Source organism: Streptomyces sp. NPDC090442 (assembly GCF_044769405.1).
Taxonomy (GTDB): domain Bacteria; phylum Actinomycetota; class Actinomycetes; order Streptomycetales; family Streptomycetaceae; genus Streptomyces.
In genome coordinates this window covers 1-16835 of sequence record NZ_JBIVXW010000075.1, presented here as the reverse complement: position 1 = coordinate 16835, position 16835 = coordinate 1, and the positions used below count along the sequence as shown (strand labels likewise).

Annotated in this window: 15 protein-coding genes and 1 riboswitch; of the genes, 3 read left to right on the top strand and 12 right to left on the bottom strand. The window is 76.7% G+C overall.

Annotated features, from left to right (window positions below; translation table 11 throughout):
* Positions 1 to 59: 59 nt before the first annotated feature.
* From cobC to ACIQU6_RS36100, 12 genes are all read right to left on the bottom strand, one after another.
* Positions 60 to 1148 (bottom strand): Rv2231c family pyridoxal phosphate-dependent protein CobC, encoded by a 1089-nt coding sequence (gene cobC / locus ACIQU6_RS36155; protein WP_403485972.1) that lies wholly within the window; start codon positions 1146 to 1148, stop codon positions 60 to 62.
* Entirely contained in the window at positions 1145 to 2020 is an 876-nt protein-coding gene (locus tag ACIQU6_RS36150; RefSeq protein WP_403485971.1) for a sirohydrochlorin chelatase, read from the bottom strand. The genes cobC and ACIQU6_RS36150 overlap by 4 nt, the downstream gene beginning before the upstream one ends.
* An 8-nt stretch (positions 2021 to 2028) precedes the next feature.
* Positions 2029 to 2550 carry a cobalamin biosynthesis protein gene (locus tag ACIQU6_RS36145; RefSeq protein ID WP_403485970.1) on the bottom strand — a complete coding sequence of 174 codons (522 nt, stop codon included), beginning with the start codon at positions 2548 to 2550 and terminating at the stop codon, positions 2029 to 2031.
* Complete coding sequence (locus tag ACIQU6_RS36140) at positions 2547 to 3224, bottom strand: VOC family protein (RefSeq protein WP_403485969.1); 678 nt, start codon at positions 3222 to 3224, stop codon at positions 2547 to 2549. The genes ACIQU6_RS36145 and ACIQU6_RS36140 overlap by 4 nt, the downstream gene beginning before the upstream one ends.
* Positions 3221 to 4618: a cobyrinate a,c-diamide synthase gene (locus ACIQU6_RS36135; RefSeq protein ID WP_403485968.1), complete on the bottom strand. Its 1398-nt coding sequence runs from the start codon at positions 4616 to 4618 to the stop codon at positions 3221 to 3223. Before ACIQU6_RS36135 ends, ACIQU6_RS36140 begins: the two co-directional genes overlap by 4 nt.
* 7 nt (positions 4619 to 4625) lie before the next feature.
* Positions 4626 to 5225 (bottom strand): cob(I)yrinic acid a,c-diamide adenosyltransferase, encoded by a 600-nt coding sequence (gene cobO, locus ACIQU6_RS36130; RefSeq protein WP_403485967.1) that lies wholly within the window; start codon positions 5223 to 5225, stop codon positions 4626 to 4628.
* Positions 5225 to 7384, bottom strand: coding sequence for a putative cobaltochelatase (locus ACIQU6_RS36125; protein WP_403485966.1), 2160 nt, complete (start codon positions 7382 to 7384; stop codon positions 5225 to 5227). The genes cobO and ACIQU6_RS36125 overlap by 1 nt, the downstream gene beginning before the upstream one ends.
* A gap of 73 nt (positions 7385 to 7457) precedes the next feature.
* Positions 7458 to 9008, bottom strand: a complete 1551-nt coding sequence (locus tag ACIQU6_RS36120; RefSeq protein ID WP_403485965.1) for a cobyric acid synthase — start codon at positions 9006 to 9008, stop codon at positions 7458 to 7460.
* Positions 9005 to 9982 carry a cobalamin biosynthesis protein gene (locus tag ACIQU6_RS36115; RefSeq protein WP_403485964.1) on the bottom strand — a complete coding sequence of 326 codons (978 nt, stop codon included), beginning with the start codon at positions 9980 to 9982 and terminating at the stop codon, positions 9005 to 9007. Before ACIQU6_RS36115 ends, ACIQU6_RS36120 begins: the two co-directional genes overlap by 4 nt.
* A gap of 129 nt (positions 9983 to 10111) precedes the next feature.
* A riboswitch (cobalamin riboswitch) is annotated at positions 10112 to 10247 on the bottom strand.
* A gap of 323 nt (positions 10248 to 10570) precedes the next feature.
* Positions 10571 to 10807, bottom strand: a complete 237-nt coding sequence (locus ACIQU6_RS36110) for a hypothetical protein (protein WP_403485963.1) — start codon at positions 10805 to 10807, stop codon at positions 10571 to 10573.
* Between the two features lie 49 nt (positions 10808 to 10856).
* Positions 10857 to 12119, bottom strand: coding sequence for an anion permease (locus ACIQU6_RS36105; protein ID WP_403485962.1), 1263 nt, complete (start codon positions 12117 to 12119; stop codon positions 10857 to 10859).
* 138 nt (positions 12120 to 12257) lie between these two features.
* A complete protein-coding gene (locus ACIQU6_RS36100; RefSeq protein WP_403485961.1) occupies positions 12258 to 12995 on the bottom strand; it encodes a GH25 family lysozyme in 738 nt (245 codons plus the stop codon).
* Between the two features lie 231 nt (positions 12996 to 13226).
* Here ACIQU6_RS36100 and ACIQU6_RS36095 point away from each other — a divergent pair, with 231 nt between their 5' ends.
* The 3 genes from ACIQU6_RS36095 to ACIQU6_RS36085 all read left to right on the top strand — a co-directional run bounded on the left by ACIQU6_RS36095 (position 13227) and on the right by ACIQU6_RS36085 (position 16784).
* Positions 13227 to 13895: a class II aldolase/adducin family protein gene (locus ACIQU6_RS36095; RefSeq protein WP_403485960.1), complete on the top strand. Its 669-nt coding sequence runs from the start codon at positions 13227 to 13229 to the stop codon at positions 13893 to 13895.
* Between the two features lie 110 nt (positions 13896 to 14005).
* A complete protein-coding gene (locus ACIQU6_RS36090; RefSeq protein ID WP_403485959.1) occupies positions 14006 to 15133 on the top strand; it encodes an alpha/beta hydrolase in 1128 nt (375 codons plus the stop codon).
* A 211-nt stretch (positions 15134 to 15344) separates the two neighbouring features.
* Positions 15345 to 16784 (top strand): hypothetical protein, encoded by a 1440-nt coding sequence (locus ACIQU6_RS36085; protein ID WP_403485958.1) that lies wholly within the window; start codon positions 15345 to 15347, stop codon positions 16782 to 16784.
* Positions 16785 to 16835: the final 51 nt, after the last annotated feature.

Below are 16835 nucleotides of genomic sequence, written 5' to 3'. Positions count from 1 at the left end.
GCCCCTCGCCGGGGCCGCCGGGGCGTGGCCCGGCCGACCGCCCCGGCGAGGGGACCGCGCTACACGGGCGCCGCCCCGAGCACCTCCGTCAGGACGGCCACGAACCGGTCGGTGGTCGCCCGGTCCCGGACCGCCAACCGGAGCCAGTCCGGGCCCAGTCCGGGGAAGGTGTCGCCGCGGCGGACCGCGAAACCGCGGGCCCGCAGCCCGGCCCGCACCGCCGCCGCGCCGGGCAGCCGCACCAGCACGAACGGCCCCGCCGCCGGCCCGACCACCGCCACCCCCGGCAACCGGCCCAGCCGCGCCAGCAGATGGGCCCGGTCCGTGCCGATCCGCTCGGCCGCCGCGGCCGCCTCGGCCAGCGCGCCTGGCTCGCAGCACGCCTCGGCGGCGGCCAGCGCCGGCGAGGAGACCGGCCACAGCGGCTGCGCCCGCGCCAACTCCCCGACGGTCGCCGCGTCCGCCAGCACATAGCCGACCCGCAGCCCCGCCAGCCCCCAGGTCTTGGTGAGGCTGCGCAGCACCACCAGCCCCGGCAGCTCGCCCACCCGCCCGGCCAGCGACTCCCGCTCCCCGGGCACCGCGTCCATGAACGCCTCGTCCACCACCAGCGTCCGCCCGGGCCGCGCCAACGAGGCCAGCCCGCCCGCCGGGTGCAGCACCGACGTGGGGTTGGTGGGGTTGCCGACCACGACCAGGTCCGCGTCGTCCGGGACCGCCGCCGGGTCCAGCCGGAAGCCGTCCCGCTCGGTCAGCAGGACCCGCCCGACCTCGTGCCCGGCGTCCCGCAGCGCCGCCTCCGGCTCGGTGAACTGCGGGTGCACCACCACCGGCCGGCGCGCCCGGACCGCCCGCGCCAGCAGCACGAACGCCTCCGCGGCGCCGGACGTCAGCAGCACCCGCTCGACCGGCAGTCCGTGCCGGTCCGCGACCGCCCGGCGCGCCGCCCGGCCGTCCGGATACCCGGCCAGCCCGTCCAGCGACGCGGCGATCCGCGCCTTGAGCCAGGCCGGGGGAGTGCCCGCGCGGACATTGACCGCCAGGTCCGTGAGGTCCGCGCCGCGCACCTCGGCGTCTCCGTGGTGCCGCAGGTCCACCTCCCCGGGCCCGGCGACGGCCTCGGGCGCGGAGAGCGCAGGGCCGGTCATCCCCGGCCCCCGGCGGTCACGACGGTCCCGGCCGACGGGCGGACGCCCCGGTCCGCCCGGTCGTCGAACGCCGCCTCGTCGGCCGCCGTCGCCCGATAGCGCGCCAGGACCACCTCGGCCAACTCCGGCGCCGCACCGATCGGTTCGGCGGAGACCACCTCGGCTCCCGGGTGCGCCGCCGCCCAGCCCTCGGTCTGCATCCGCAGCCGCTCCAGCAGGTCGCCGGCGAAGAAGAAGTACGGCAGGACGACGGTCCGGGCCGGCCCGACCCCGTCCGGCCCCGCGGCGGCCAGCACCCGGCACCGCTCCAGCCCGGCCGGCACGTCCGGCGCCGCCAGCGTGACGAACGCGGTCTCCACGCCCGCGAAGCCCCGGCCCTCCCACAACAGCCGGGCGGCCCGGGCCACTTCGGCGTTGGCGTACGGATCGGCGGCGCCGCGCCCGACCAGCAGCACCGTGGTGCCGGACCGGTCCTGCGGCCGCCGCGCGCCGCCGCCCAGCGCCTCGTCCAGCCGCCGCTCCAGCGCCGCCAACAGCCGCGGGTCGGGACCCAGTTCCGAGCCGCAGGCATAGCGCAGCCCGGGGTGGGCGGCGACCGCCCGCGCCACCGCGTCCGGCAGGCCCTCCGTCAGCGCCCCGGTGGGCGCCATCAGCAGCGGCACCACCACCAGGCGGGTGGCGCCCCGCGCGGCCAGTTCGTCGACCGCGCCGGACAGCGGCAGCGGCGACGCCGGGGCGCCGAAGAAGCCGCCGGCGACCGGCAGTTCGGGATGGCGCTCGGCGAGCCGTCGCACCAGCGCGCGCAGCGCGTCGGCCGCGCCCTCGTGCCGGGTGCCGTGACCGGCGATGAGCAGTGCGGGTCGGGAGGTCACAACGTCTCCTAGGGGCCGAGGGGGTCGCTGATCGGGTCGGAGGAGGGGACGACGATATCGACCGCCGCCGCGGGGGCATCGGCCGCGCCCGTCGTACCGGGGGTAAGCGACGCCGCGCCCCAACTGTCCGGGTCCGCGGGCGCGGCCAGCGCACAGGTCGCCGCGGCCGAGACCCGCTTGCCGACCACCAGCGCGGCCCCCGGCCCCGCCGCCAGCAGTGCCGCCGCCTCCGCGACGCTCGGCGTGCCGACCGCGGCCCGCACCACGCCCGACGGCGCCGGCACCCCGACCGCCGCCAGCGCCGCGGCCGGGAACGGCCACAGCGGCACCCCGAAGTGCCGCGCGGCGCCCAGCAGTCCGGGCTCGGCCGCCTTGCCGACCACCGTCGCCAGCCCGGCCAGCGCCGCCGGCCGCCGCCCGGCCGCCGCCAACGCCGCGCCGATCAGCTCCACCACCTCGGCCGCCGCCACGCCGCGCCGCGCCCCCACCCCCGCGACCACGACGGGGCCGGCCCCGCGCGCACCGGTCACCGCGCGGCGGTCCCGCGGCCGAACGCCACCGGACCGTGCCGCCCGGCCACCACGGCGGTGAGCCGCACCGGCCCCTCGATCAGCGGCGCGCCCGGCCAACGGACGCCCAGCGCCGCCCACTCGGCCCGCGCCGCCGCCGGATCCGGATGCGTCGCCGACAGCGACAGCAACGGCAGCACCGGCAGTCCGGCCCCGGACGGGTGCGGGGTGTCGCCCCAGTCCAACAGGAACGGCGCGAGGCCGCCGCCCGCCCCCGGCGGGGTCAACCGCCAGGCCAACTCGGTGCCGTCCGGCGTCCGACGGGACATCGCCACCGGGTCGCCGGGGTCGTAGCCGGCAGCCCGGGCCCGCGCCACCCGCCCGGCGATCCCGGTGACCCGCACCGCCCACGTCACCAGCCGTGGCCCGTCCAGCGCGTCGATGCCGAACCACCGCGGCCGCGCGGGCTCCGGTTGCGCCGGGTCCGGGCCGATGATCTCCAGGTACGCGCCGGAGCCCAGCCCCAGCAGGTGGTTGCGGGTGCCCCGCCCCGGGTGGCCGCCGCCCAACACGGGGCGGACGCCGGTCAGTTCGGCGACCTCCGCCACCGTGCGGTCCAGGTCCGGGGTGGCGTAGACGAGATGGTCGAGGGCCGGCGCGCCGGCCTCCCGGCCGGGGGCGTCCGCGCCGCTCACCGGACACCGCCCGCGGCCGGCACCGACGCCCGCGCCGCGCCCGCCACCAGCCGTCCCGCCAGCGCCGGTTCCGCCGCCCAGTGCACATGCAGATACGAGGCGTGCACCCCGCCCGCCACGAAGCCCTCCACGCCGCGCCGGGGGTGCGTCACCCCCCACGCCGGGGACGCGCCCGCGCCCGGCTCCAGCACCGTCCGGTGGAACTCGTGGCCGCGCACCCGGGTCCCGGCCGCCGCCAGCGCGTTGTCGGTCAGGGCCACCGCCTCCCGGTAGCCGAGCGTGAGCCGCCCGGTCATCCGGCCGTCGGCCGGCAGCACCCCGCACATCGGCCGCCCGTCCAACGAGCGGGAGAGGTACAGCAGTCCGGCGCACTCGGCCGAGACCGGCGCCCCCGACGCCGCCAGCTCCGCCACCGCCGACCGCAGCGGCGCGTTCGCCGACAGCTCCGGCGCGTACACCTCGGGGAAGCCGCCGCCGATCACCAACCCCCGGGTACCCGGCGGCAGTTGCTCGTCCCGCAGCGGGTCGAACGGCGCCACCTCGGCCCCCGCCGCGGTCAGCAGCTCCGCGTGCTCGGCGTACGAGAAGGTGAACGCGGGCCCGCCGGCCACGGCCACCACCGGCCGCCCGGACCCGGTGGCCCCGCCGGCGGCCGCCAGCGCCGCCGCCGGGTCCCACGGCCGGTCCGGCAGCTCCGGCACGCTCCGGGCCAGCGCCAGCAGCGCCTGAAGATCGCACCCCGCGCGCACCTGCGCGGCCAACTCCCGCACCGACTCGACCGCTTCGACCCGCCGCTCGGCGACCGGCACCAACCCCAGGTGACGGGAGGGCGTACCGGCCCGCTCGGTGCGGCGCAGCGCCCCGAGCACCGGCACCCCGGAGGACTCCATGGCGTCCCGCAGCAGCTCCTCGTGGCGGTCCGAACCGACCTTGTTGAGGATCACCCCGGCCAGCCGGACCTCCGGGTCCCACGACGCGAAGCCGTGCACCAGCGCCGCCACCGACCGGGACTGCGAGGAGGCGTCCACCACCAGCACCACCGGCGCCCGCAGCAGCTTCGCCACCTGCGCCGTGGACGACAGCTCGCCCCTCCCGGACGCCCCGTCGAACAGCCCCATCACGCCCTCGACCAGGGCCAGGTCGGCGCCCGCCGCCCCGTGCAGGAACAGCGGCGCGATCTGGCCCGGACCGCACAGGTAGGCGTCCAGATTGCGGCCGGGCCGGCCCGTGGCCAGCGCGTGATAGCCCGGATCGATGTAGTCGGGCCCCACCTTGTGCGGGGACACCACGAGACCGGCCTCGGCGAACGCCGCCATCAGACCGGTCGCCACCGTGGTCTTCCCGGCGCCGGACGACGGCGCCGCGATCACCAACCGGGGGACGCCACCACTCATCGCGTACTCACCATTCGATGCCCCGCTGGCCCTTCTGCCCCGCGTCCATCGGGTGCTTCACCTTCGTCATCTCCGTCACCAGGTCCGCGACGTCCAGCAGCGCCTGCGGCGCGCCCCGCCCGGTGATCACCACGTGCTGGGTCCCGGGCCGGTCGCGCAGCACCGACACCACCTCGTCGACATCCACCCAGCCCCACTTCAGCGGGTAGGCGAACTCGTCCAGCACCAGCAGCCGGTACGTCTCGGCCGCCAGGTCCCGCTTGACCTGCTCCCAACCCTCCCGGGCCGCCTCCTCGTTGCTGAACTGGGAGTCGCGCTGCACCCAGGACCAGCCCTCGCCCATCTTGTGCCAGGCGACGGTGCCGCCCTCCCCGGAGTCGCCGAGCACCTTCAGCGCCCGCTCCTCGCCGACCTTCCACTTCGCCGACTTCACGAACTGGAACACCCCGACCGGCCAGCCCTGGTTCCAGGCGCGCAGCGCCAGGCCGAACGCGGCGGTCGACTTGCCCTTGCCCTCGCCGGTGTGCACCAGCACCAGCGGACGGTTGCGGCGCTGGCGGGTGGTGAGCCCGTCCTCGGGTACGACGGACGGCTGTCCCTGCGGCATTACGCGGCCTTCCTGTTGTGACGATCCGGTCGTGCCCGGTCCGCGCCGGCGCTGCCGCCGCGGACGGGCCTGCCCTGCACGGTCCGTACGAGCGCGGAGACGCTGTCCGCGCGCAGTTCGTCGAGGGTGACGGCGGTCCCGCCCAGCTCCCGGGCCAACTCCCCGGCCAGCCCCAGCCGCACCGGCCCCGCCTCGCAGTCCACCACCACCGACGCGGTCCCCTCGGCGGCCAACAGCCCCGCCGCCCGGTGGGCCCGCCCCAGGGGCTCCGGCCCCCCGGTCGCCCGCCCGTCGGTCACCACCACGACCAGCGGCCGCCGGGACGGATCCCGCATCCGCTCCACCCGCAGCACCTCGTGGGCCCGCAACAGCCCCTCCGACAGCGGCGTCCGGCCGCCCGTCGGCAACCGCTCCAGCCGGGCCGCGCCCGCCTCCACCGACGACGTCGGCGGCAGCGCCAACTCGGCGCCGGCCCCCCGGAAGGTGATCATTCCGATCTTGTCGCGCCGCTGGTACGCGTCGAGCAGCAGCGACAGCACCGCCCCCTTGACCGCGCCCATCCGCTTCCGCGCCGCCATCGACCCGGACGCGTCCACCACGAACAGCACGAGATTGCCCTCGCGCCCCTCGCGCACCGCCTCCCGCAGGTCGTCCCGGCGCACCACCAGGCCGGGCCCGCGCCGGCCGCGCGCCCACTGGTGCGGCGCCGCGGCCTGCACCGTCGCCGTCAAGTGCAGCTTGCCCAGGGTCCCTTGGGGGCGCCGGGCGCCGGTCGTCCGGCCGTGCGCGGTCCGCGCCCGGGACCGCCGGCCGTCCGCGCCCTCGCCCAGCCCCGGCACGTCCAGCCGCCGGGTGCGGAACGGCTCGGCGGCGCCCACCGCGGCCTGCTCCCCGCCCGGCCCGGCCGCGGGCTCGCCCGCCGGCTCCCGCTCGGACTCCTCGGGCCGCGCCGGGCGCTCCGGCTCCTGCTGCCGCGGCACGTCGGGCCGCGGCGCGTCGCCCGGCCGCTCCCGGGACTCCTGCGGCGGCACCCCACCGGGACCACCGTCGGGACCGCCCTCGGGCCCGCCGCCCGGGCCCTCCGGGCCGTCGTCGGGACCCTCCGGCTCCGGCTCCGGGTCGTCGTCCGTCCCGCCGGACTCCTCCAACACCTCGTCCAGCTTGTCCTCGTCGAGCCCGGGCGCGTCGAACGGATTGCGCCGCCGGCGGTGCGGCAGCGCCAGCAGCGCCGCCTGCCGCACGTCCTCCGGCAGCACCTCGGTCCGCCCCGCCCAGGCCGCCAGCGCGTTCGCGGTGCGGGCCATCACGATGTCCGCCCGCATCCCGTCCACCTCGAACGCCGCGCAGGTCGCCGCGATCTGCCGCAGCGCCTTGTCGCCGAGCACCACCGACGGCAGCAACTCCCGGGCCCGCGCGATCCGTTCGCGCAAGCGCAGCTCCTCGGCCGCCCAGCGCGCCGCGAAGCCCTCCGGGTCGTCGTCGTACGCCAGCCGGCGGCGGACCACCGCCACCCGCTGCTCCGGGTCCCGGGACGCGGCGACCTCCACGGTCAGCCCGAACCGGTCCAGCAACTGCGGCCGTAGCTCGCCCTCTTCGGGGTTCATCGTCCCGACGAGCAGGAACCGCGCGGCGTGCCGCACGGAGACGCCCTCCCGCTCCACGTAGGAGGCACCCATGGCGGCGGCGTCCAGGAGGAGGTCCACCAAGTGGTCGTGCAGGAGGTTGACTTCGTCGACGTAGAGCACGCCGCGGTGCGCGTCCGCCAACAGGCCCGGCTCGAACGCCTTCACGCCCTCCGACAGCGCCCGCTCGATGTCCAGCGCGCCGACCAGGCGGTCCTCGGAGGCGCCGACCGGCAGCTCGACCATCCGCGTCGGCCGCGCGTCGGCGTCGGCCGCGCCGTGCGGCCCGTCGGGGCAGCCCGGGTCCGGTGCGGTCGGCGCACAGGAGAACCGGCAGCCGGCGACGACGTCCACGGCCGGCATCAGCTCCGCCAGCCCGCGCACCATCGTCGACTTCGCGGTGCCCTTCTCGCCCCGCACCAACACCCCGCCGATGGCGGGCGAGATCGCGTTCAGCAGGAGCCCCAGCCGCATGTCGTCCATGCCGACGACCGCGGTGAACGGGTACTGCCGGGTCGGGTTCTGCGTCGTTGTCATGCCTGTCGTCCTCCGCCTCGCCGGCTGCGCTCCTGAAGTGTTCCCCGCCGTTCCCGCCCCGCGTGCCCTGTGCTCATGGCGCCCCCGGAGGCACGAACGGCAGCCCCTCCGGCACCCCTTCCTCGATCAGCCGCAGCAGCGCCTTGGTGTCCGCGTGCTCCTCGATCAGGTCGCCCAGCCGGTCCAACTGCTCCTCGCGCAGCGCGCCGAAGCGGGTGTCCGGCGCCGGCACGAAGCGCCGGCCGGCCGCCCGCGCCACCTCCCGCAGGAACGCCCGCCGGAAACCGTCGCTCTCCAGGGAGCCGTGCCAGTGCGTGCCCCACACGGCGCCCACCCGGCAGCCGTCCAGGGCGTTCCCCCGGCCGTCGGACATGAACGCCGCGTCCCCGCCGAGGACGTGGGCCACGCCGTGGTGGATCTCGTACCCCGCCACCGGCTCACCCAGCGCCACGCCGGACGGCCGCGCGAGGGTCTTCTCCACCGCGAAGCGGACCCGGACCGGCAGCAGTCCCAGCCCCTCGACCGCCCCGGCCCGCGACTCGACGTCGTCCTCGATGCGCTCGCCGAGCATCTGGTAGCCGCCGCAGACGCCCAGCACCGGACGGCCCTCGGCGGCCCGCCGGGCCACCGCGTCGGCCAGCCCGCGCTCGCGCAGCCACGCCAGCGCCCGGACCGTGCCGCGGGTCCCCGGCAGCACCACCAGGTCCGCGTCGACGAGCTCCTCCGGCTGGTCCACGAACCGCACCACCACGCCCGGTTCGGCCGCCAGCGCGTCCACGTCGGTGAAGTTGGACATCAGCGGCACCGCGCAGACCGCGACCCGCAGGATGTCCTCGCCCGCCGGCGGCGCCACCACCGACTCCCGCACGGCCCCGCGCAGCGAGACGTGCAGACCGTCCTCCTCGTCGATGCCCAGCCCGTGGGCGAACGGCAGCACGCCGTAGGTCGCCCGCCCGGTGAGGCCGCGCAGCATCTCCAACCCCGGCTCCAGCAGCGTCACATCGCCGCGGAACTTGTTGACGAGGTAGCCGGCGACCAGCGCCTGGTCCTCCTCGGACAGCAGCGCGGTGGTCCCGAAGAACGACGCGAAGACCCCGCCGCGGTCGATGTCGCCGACCACCACGACCGGGATCCGCGCCGCCCGGGCCAGGCCCATGTTGACCAGGTCGGTGCGGCGCAGGTTGATCTCGGCGGGGCTGCCCGCGCCCTCGCAGATCACCGCGTCGTGCGTGCGTCGCAGCTCCGCCAGGCAGTCGGTCACGGTCCCGAGCAACTGCTCCTGCCGCCCCTCGTGGTAGCCCCGCGCACTCAACTCGCCCACCGGCTTCCCCAACAGCACCACCTGGCTGCTGCGGTCGCTGCCCGGCTTGAGCAGCACCGGGTTCATCAGCGCGGTCGGCTCCACCCGGGCCGCGGCCGCCTGCATCGCCTGCGCCCGACCGATCTCCGCGCCCTCCCGGGTCACGAACGAGTTCAGCGACATGTTCTGCGCCTTGAACGGCGCCACCCTGATGCCCTGCCGCACCAACCAGCGGCAGATGCCGGCCGTCACCACGCTCTTGCCGGCGTCGGACGTCGTCCCGGCCACCAGCAGCCCACCGGCCGTCTTCTCGCGCCCGTTCACCGGGACAGCCTCCCGTTCCCGTTCACCCGGCGGCGCCGCACGGCACCCGCCGCCAACCGTCCCGCCACCGTCACGCCCAGCGCCAGCGCGCTCACCCGCCGGGAGAGCCGCACCGCCCGTTCCACGTCGGAGACCTCCGGGGGCCGCGCCCCGCCGTTGAGCACCGGCCGGTGTTCCACCCGCCCGCCGTACGCCAGCGTGCCGCCCAGCCGGATGCCCAGCGCACCGGCGAACGAGGCTTCCACCGGGCCCGCGTTGGGGCTCGGATGGGCCCCGCCGTCCGCCCGCCAGGCCCGCAGCGCACCGCGTCGGTCCGGCCCGGCGAGGACCGTCAGCGCCGCGGTCAGCCGGGAGCCGGGCCGGCCGGCGACGTCGTCGAGCCGGGCCGCGGCCCAGCCGAACCGCCAGTAGCGCGGCGACTTGTGACCCACCATCGCGTCCAGGGTGTTCACCGCGCGGAACGCGACCAGTCCGGGCACCCCGCCCAGCGCGCCCCACACCAGGGCGCCCACCACCGCGTCCGAGGTGTTCTCGGCGACCGACTCCACCACCGCACGGGCCATCTGCGGCCCGTCCAACGCCTGCGGGTCGCGCCCGCACAGATGCGGCAACCGCTCCCGCGCCACGTCCAGATCGCCGACGTCCAGCGCGCCGCCCACGGCGCGCGCCTCCCGGCCCAACGAGGTACCGCCCAGCACCGCCCACACCGCGGCCGCGGTCAACGCGGCCCGGGCGCCCGGGCGGTGGCGTACGGCGCGCTCCAACAGCGCGGCACCGGCGGCCGCGCCGCCGGCGCACACCACCGCGTGGGCCGCGCCGTATCCGCGGTGGTCGCGCCACAGTCGACGTTCGAGGGCGCCCGCGGCCCGGCCGAACGCGGCCACCGGATGGCCGCGCCGCGGATCCGCCGCGATCAGATCACCGAGGAAGCCGAGGGCCGCGCCGCACGCGTATGCCGCGTGTTCGCCGCGCACCGGATCAGACCGCCGTCAGACACCGAACGGGCCCTGCGGCAGCGGGCGATGAGGCTCTCGATGGGCAGCCGGGCATGGTGGTATGTCCTCACTCAGGGTCCTCGCCCTGGCTCGACGCGACGGCGACCAGAGTCTCCTGGCTCCCGGATCGGCGCGTCCCCCGGCCTTCCCGCCCGTACGTGGCGTACGGGCCGTGGCCCTCGTCGGAGGAGCGCTCCCCGGTGACAGTGGCGGGACCGCGCCGGATTCGCACCGGACTTCCTCTGCTGTCGCCGATTGGCCCCGGCAGTCCACCACGCCCCGCGACGCCCGTCAACTCGCCCTTGACCTGCGACGCAGCCCCACCGCCGGCCCTGTGTCCAAGACCACAGGGCAGCCGCCGGCGCCCGCCCGCCACCCCACCGCGCCCGGTCCGTGATCCCGCGCGCCGCCCGCCCCGAACGCCGCCCGGCGGAACGGGGCTTCGCAGGCGACCGGCAGCCCGGTGGTCGCCCGCATCACACGCCAACGGGGCGCCCGGCGGCCGCGGCTGGTGCCGCGCCCTCCCAACGCCCCGTCCACTGCTGCCGGCCCGCGGCCGGCCAACCGTCAGGCGGCGACGATCAGATAGATCCCGTACGCCACCGCCAGCGCGCAGAGCGCGAACGCCGCCAGCGCCCCGGCGCGCGACCCCACGCCCGGTGCCGCGGCGGCCACCGCGTCGCCGTCCGCGGCCGGCTTGCGGGAGGTGCCCACGATGCCGACGGTGAACAGGCCCACGATTCCCACCGTCACCACGAGCGTGACGCCGAAGACCTGGCCGAGAGCTGCCCAGTCGATGTGCATTGCGTAGTCCTTAGGGTCCTTGGGTCAGTTCGGTCGCGGCGGCCGGCCGTCAGGAGGTGGCCGTCGCGGGCTGGGTGGGGGCGGCGGCGTCCCGCTGGGCGGGCACGGCGGCCGCGTCCGCCTCGGAGGCCGCCGGGGCGACCGGGCCCGCCGGGGGCGGCGAGACGGCCTGGAGCGCGGTGGTGACGACGCCCGCCGGCTCCACCGCCGGACCCTCGTTGACGTTGGTGTGGTCGACCGGCTTGCGCCGGGAGGCGACCCAGATGCCGCCGCAGATCGCCAGCGCCAGGACGGCCACCGTCGTGATGCCCCAGGTGCCCTGGTCGGCGAGGACCGCGGCCCCCGCGGAGACCAGGCCGGCGGCCGGCAGCGTCAGCCCCCAGGCCACGACCATCCGGCCGGCCGTGGACCAGCGCACCACGCCGCCCTTGCGGCCGAGCCCGGAGCCCATCACGGCGCCGGAGCAGACCTGGGTGGTGGAGAGCGCGAAGCCGAGGTGGGAGGAGGCCAGGATGGTGGCCGCGGCGCCGGTCTGGGCGGCGAAGCCCTGCGGCGGCTGGATGTCGGTGATGCCCTTGCCCATGGTGCGGATGATCCGCCAGCCGCCCAGGTAGGTGCCGAGCGCGATGGCCAGGCCGGCGGAGGCGATCACCCACATCGGCGGGTCGGAGTGCGGGGCGATGACCCCGCCGGTGATCAGCGCGAGGGTGATCACGCCCATCGTCTTCTGCGCGTCGTTGGTGCCGTGGGCCAGCGAGACCAGGGCCGCCGAGGCGATCTGCCCGGCGCGGTAGCCCTTGGCGGTGTCGGCCTCGTCGCGGCCGCGGGCCAGCCGGTAGGTGAGCCGGGTCGCCGCCATCGAGGCGAGCCCCGCGACGAACGGCGCGGCCACCGCCGGGATCAGGACCTTCATCACGACGGCCTCGCCGTGCACCCCGCCGGTGCCGACGGACACCAGCGTCGCGCCGATCAGACCACCGAAGAGGGCGTGCGACGAGCTGGAGGGGAGGCCGGCGAGCCAGGTGACGAGGTTCCAGACGATGGCGCCGACCAGGCCGGCGAAGATCACTTCCGGTCTGATGCCGGCGCTCTCGTCGATGATCCCGCCGGAGATGGTCTTGGCGACCTCAACCGACAGGAACGCGCCGACGAGGTTGAGTACCGCCGACATCCCCACCGCGATCTTGGGTTGCAGGGCCCCGGTGGAGATGGTGGTGGCCATTGCGTTGGCCGTGTCGTGGAAGCCGTTCGTAAAGTCGAACACCAAGGCCGTGACGATCACGATCCCGATGAGAAGCGTGATGTGTTCCATTCACCCAGGCAATCCGTTCGATGGTCAGTGTCTTCGAGAACGTACGGACGGCGAGTGAACGGAAAGTGAACTCGGCCGGGCGCCGCGGTGACACCCCCGCAGTGTTCACGCGGAGGCGCCCCTGCCGTCACTTCCGTCTCACCCGTCGGCAAATTTCTTGAGCTGCGTCAGTGTGCCGTTCCAGCGGTCCTGATCGCCCGGCAGCGGCCCGCGCGAGGCGTACTGCAGGATGCTCGGGAACGACCAGCCGGCGGGCGTCCGCGCCGCGCCGGAATACTCCGCCAGCCACAGCGGATGGTCACCGCCGAAGGCCCGGCTGCCGCCCGTGCAGCGGTCCCACCAGCGGGCCGTGGTGTAGATCACCGGCCGCCGCCCGGCGTCGCGCCGCACCTCGTCGCTGAACGCCCGTATCCAGCGCACCAGCGCCGGGCTGCTCAGCCCGAAGCACGGCTGCTTGCCGTCGTAGGGGTTGTGCTCGATGTCGAGGGCCGGCGGCAGCGTCCAGCCGTCCCGTTTGCCGTGGCCGCCGTGGCGCAGGAAGTAGCGGGCCTGCCGGGTGCCCGACGAGGCGCTGGGCACCGCGAAGTGGTAGGCGCCGTGCAGGAGTCCGGCCGCCCGGGAGCCGTGGTACTGCCCGGAGAACGAGGGGTTGTGGTAGCCGTCCGACTCGGTGGCCTTGACGTAGACGAACCGCGCGCCCTTCGCGCGGGCCGCCCGCCAGTCGATGTGCTTCTGGTACGAGGAGACGTCGTGCCCCAGCGGCCGGCCGTCCGAGGCGGCCCACGCGGGGTGTTCGGCGAGTGCGGTGCCGGCCAGTGACGCCACGGCTATCGCGGTCGCCAGCGTGGTCCGGGGGGTGGAGCGGTCACAAGTCACGGGTCCCCCTGGGTGATGACATGTGAGGGGTGCAGTGCACTCGACGCTAAGGGATGACCAACGCAAGGTGGTCGTTCTCCGGCCAATCCCTCTCAGGAGAGGGGGTATCCCCATATGGCGGATACCGGGCTTCTGGCGCGGTGGCCTATCGTGCCCCGGCCCGCTCGTACGGTGTGATGCACTGCCTCCGCGCGTTTCCGCACGTCCCGCAGTGCCGCCCCGGAGGACACCATGAAGGACCGCCCGGACCACCTCGCCGCCGCCTGGAGCGAGCTCGTCGCCACCGCCCGCCGGACCGCCGCCGACGGCCTCGTCGTCGGCACCTCCGGCAACGTCTCGGTCCGCGTCAGGGACCTGATCCTCGTCACGCCCAGCGGCGTCCCCTACGACCGGCTCGGCCCCGGCGACGTCACCGGGGTCGACCTCGAAGGCCGCCAGATCGTCGGCAGACTCCGCCCGACCAGCGAACTCCCGCTCCACCTGGCCGTCTACCGCGACACCACCGCCACCGCGGTCGTGCACACCCACGCCCCGCACGCCACCGCCGTCTCCACCCTCGTCACCGAACTCCCGCCCGTCCACTACATGACGGCCGCCCTCGGCGGACCCGTCCGGGTCGCCCCCTACGCCCTCTACGGCAGCGACGAGCTCGCCGCCCACATGGCCGCCGCGCTCCGCGACCGCAGCGCCGCCCTCCTCCAGAACCACGGCACCATCGCCCACGGCGCCACCCTCGCCGAGGCGCTGGACCGCACCGCCCAACTGGAGTGGATGTGCCGGGTCTGGCTCACCGCGGTCTCCGTGCCCGGACACACCCCCAGCCTGCTCTCGGCCGACCAGCTCGACGCCGCGGGGGAGCGGCTGCGCGGCTACGGCCAGCCCGGCGACGCCCCCGCCTGACCCGCCACGACACCCCGCGCGAGGCCCCGCAACGGCACAACGCCGCTGGTCCGGCCGCCGGTGCTGACCGCCCGGTGGCCGGCTCCGGCGGCGCTGCGCACACTGGAGTGGTGCGACTGGGAACCGTGGCGGCGGTGACCGCCACCACCGTGATCGGTGCCGGGGCGGCCGCGGTGGCCGCCGGGCGGTACGCCGGCGACGTTGCCCTGAAACCGTCGCCCGGTCGCCCCTTCCCCGGCGACTCCCGGCTCACCGTCCACTCCGCCGCCGGCGATCACCTCGTCCTCACCCGCAGCCTGGCCTCCCTCAGACCCGGCACCTACGGGCTGACCGGCGCCGGCTGCCACGCGGTGGTCGGCCCCGTCGTCCACGGCACCCCGCACCCCGCCGACGCCGTCGTCCGTCGCCTGGAACGCGTCACCCACGGCACGTTGCGCCCCGGCACCCGGATGCGGCTCACCCCGCAGGTGCACGCCGGCAACCCCTACGACGCCCTCGGCCTGACGTACGAGGAGGTCGACGTCCCGGGCGAACTGGGCACGCTGCCCGCGTGGTTGGTGCCCGGCGCCCGCGACACCTGGGTCCTCACCGCCCACGGCCTCGGCACCACCCGCGAACACCCCATGGTGGTACTGCCGTTCCTGCACCGCCACCACTTCCCCGTCCTCGACCTCGCCTACCGCAACGACCCCGGCGCCCCGCACACCGCCGACGGACTGCACCACCTCGGCGACACCGAATGGCGCGACCTGGACGCCGCGATCCGCTACGCCGTCCAGCACGGCGCCCGCGCGGTCGTCCTGTACGGCTGGTCCGCCGGCGCCACCATGGCGCTGCGCGCCGCCGTCAACTCCGCGCTGCGGGACCGGATCTCCGGCCTCGTCCTGGACTCCCCGATCCTCGACCGGCACGCCACCGTCCGCGCGCTGGCCGCCGCCCGGCGCATCCCGCGGATCCTGCTCCCGCTCGCCGTGCGCGCCGCCGAGGGCCACACCGGGCTGCCCGTCGACCGCCCCGCCGACGCCGTCGACCCCGACGAACTCGGCATGCCCGTCCTGCTGTTCCACGGCCCCGAGGACACCCTCGCCCCCTGGGGCGCCTCCCGGAGCTTCGCCGCCCGCCGCCCGGAGCTGATCACGCTCGCGCCCGTGCCGCACGCCCCGCACGCGGCGATGTGGAACGTCGCCCCGGACCGCTACGAGGAGACCCTGCGCCGCTTCCTCACCCCGCTGATGTGACGACCCCGCTGAGGTGCGGCGCCGGCGCACCGCCGGTCGACGCGGCGCACGGGACCCGCGCGGGCCCCTGTCGAACGCTCCGCCGGGCCGGAAGGTGTACGGGCGGACAACTCCCGCTCTCGGGGAAGGGAAGCCGGGGTGGCGCCCGCCCGGAAGACCGCAAGCCGGGTTCCGATTGGGCTTTCGGGCCGTCAGCGGCAAGACTGCTCCTGTGACGTCCCGTACACCGCGCGACTCCCGGCTCCGACTCGTCCCCCGACAACCGATTGCGGCCGCCCGCCAGGCGGTGAGCACCCGGGTCACCCGCCCGGCGCCCCGGCCCCCCGAGGGCACCCCGCCGCCCGCGGAACTGGCCCGCCAGGCCCGCGCCGTGCTCGCCGGCGCGGCCCGCCTCGCGCACTGGGCCGACCGCGCGGGCAGCCTGCGCGCGGGCACCGACGGAGCGCTCCCACAGGCCGCCGTCGACGCCGCCGCCGAGGCGCTGGCGCTGACGCCCCACCAGGTCCGCGCCGACTGGGACCGGGCCCGGCTCGCCGGGCTGATCGAGCTCCACGACGGACTGGCCCGCCCCGGCTGGCGGCTGCGGGCCTGGGACCGCGACGACACCGCGGCCCTGCGCGGCTGGGTCGCGCTCTTCGACGCCTGGTCGCTGGCGCTGCCCGCCCCGGCCGGCGCCGGCCTCACGGCCGTCGCCGAGGTCGTCGAGGCCGCCCCGCAACTGCTGTCCCTGCTGCACCTGTCCGCCGGCCCGGTGCGGCTGCCGGTGCTGCTCGACATGCTCACCCAGCGCGTCGAGGAACTGCGCACCGAACGCTGCGAGGTGCCCTACGGGACCGACCCGGCCCCCGACGGCGCCGACGCCGGCGGAGCGACGAGCGACGCCGCGGGGGCGCCGCTCGTCGAGCTGCTGCGCTGGGCGCTGGACGCACTGCTCGCGGTCGGCGCGCTGGTGCCGCCGGAGGGCGCGCCCGAGGGCGCCGGCGAGGGTCGACACCACGGCCAGGAGGCGCAGTTGACGCCGCTGGGCAACTGGTCGGTGTGGGTCAAGCTGGAGCAGATCTGCGTCGCCGCGCAGAGCCCGGCCGGCCACATCGAGCAGTCCGCGGAGGCGATGCTGCGCGGCTGCGCGCGGCTGACCCCGGGCCCGGCCCGCGCCGAGTACCGCGCCTGGCTCGCGGCCCGCTCCGTCGGCGCCGCCGTCGAGGAGCTGCTGGCCGTCGCCCGCGGCGAGGACGCGCTGCTGCGCGGGCTGGCCTTCGAGGCGCTGCGCGCCGTCGGCGCGCCCGCCGAACCGGCCGTGCGGGCCGCCGCCGAGGAGCCCGCGCTGCGGCCCTACGCCCTGCTCTGGCTCGTCGAGCACGAGGGCGGCGACCCGGAGACCGCGCCGGACGTCCTCACCCGTGAGGAGTCGACCTGGCTCTGGGTGGACACCGCGGCGGCCGTCGCCGACCACGGCGAGACCCAACTCCTGGTCCGGCACCTGGACTCGGCGGTCCAGGGCTCGGTGCCGCGGCTGCTGGAGGAGGTCCGCGCGGTCGGCCATCCCCGGACCGTCCAGGTGCTGGTGGCGCTGGCCGCCGCCCACCCGGACCCGGCGCTCGCCAAGGCCGTGCGCCGGGCGGCCTTCCAGGTCCACACCGGCGGCGCGTAACCGACCGGGTACCCCGGCCGGGGGTCGGGGGGGACTGAACACCCCCCACCG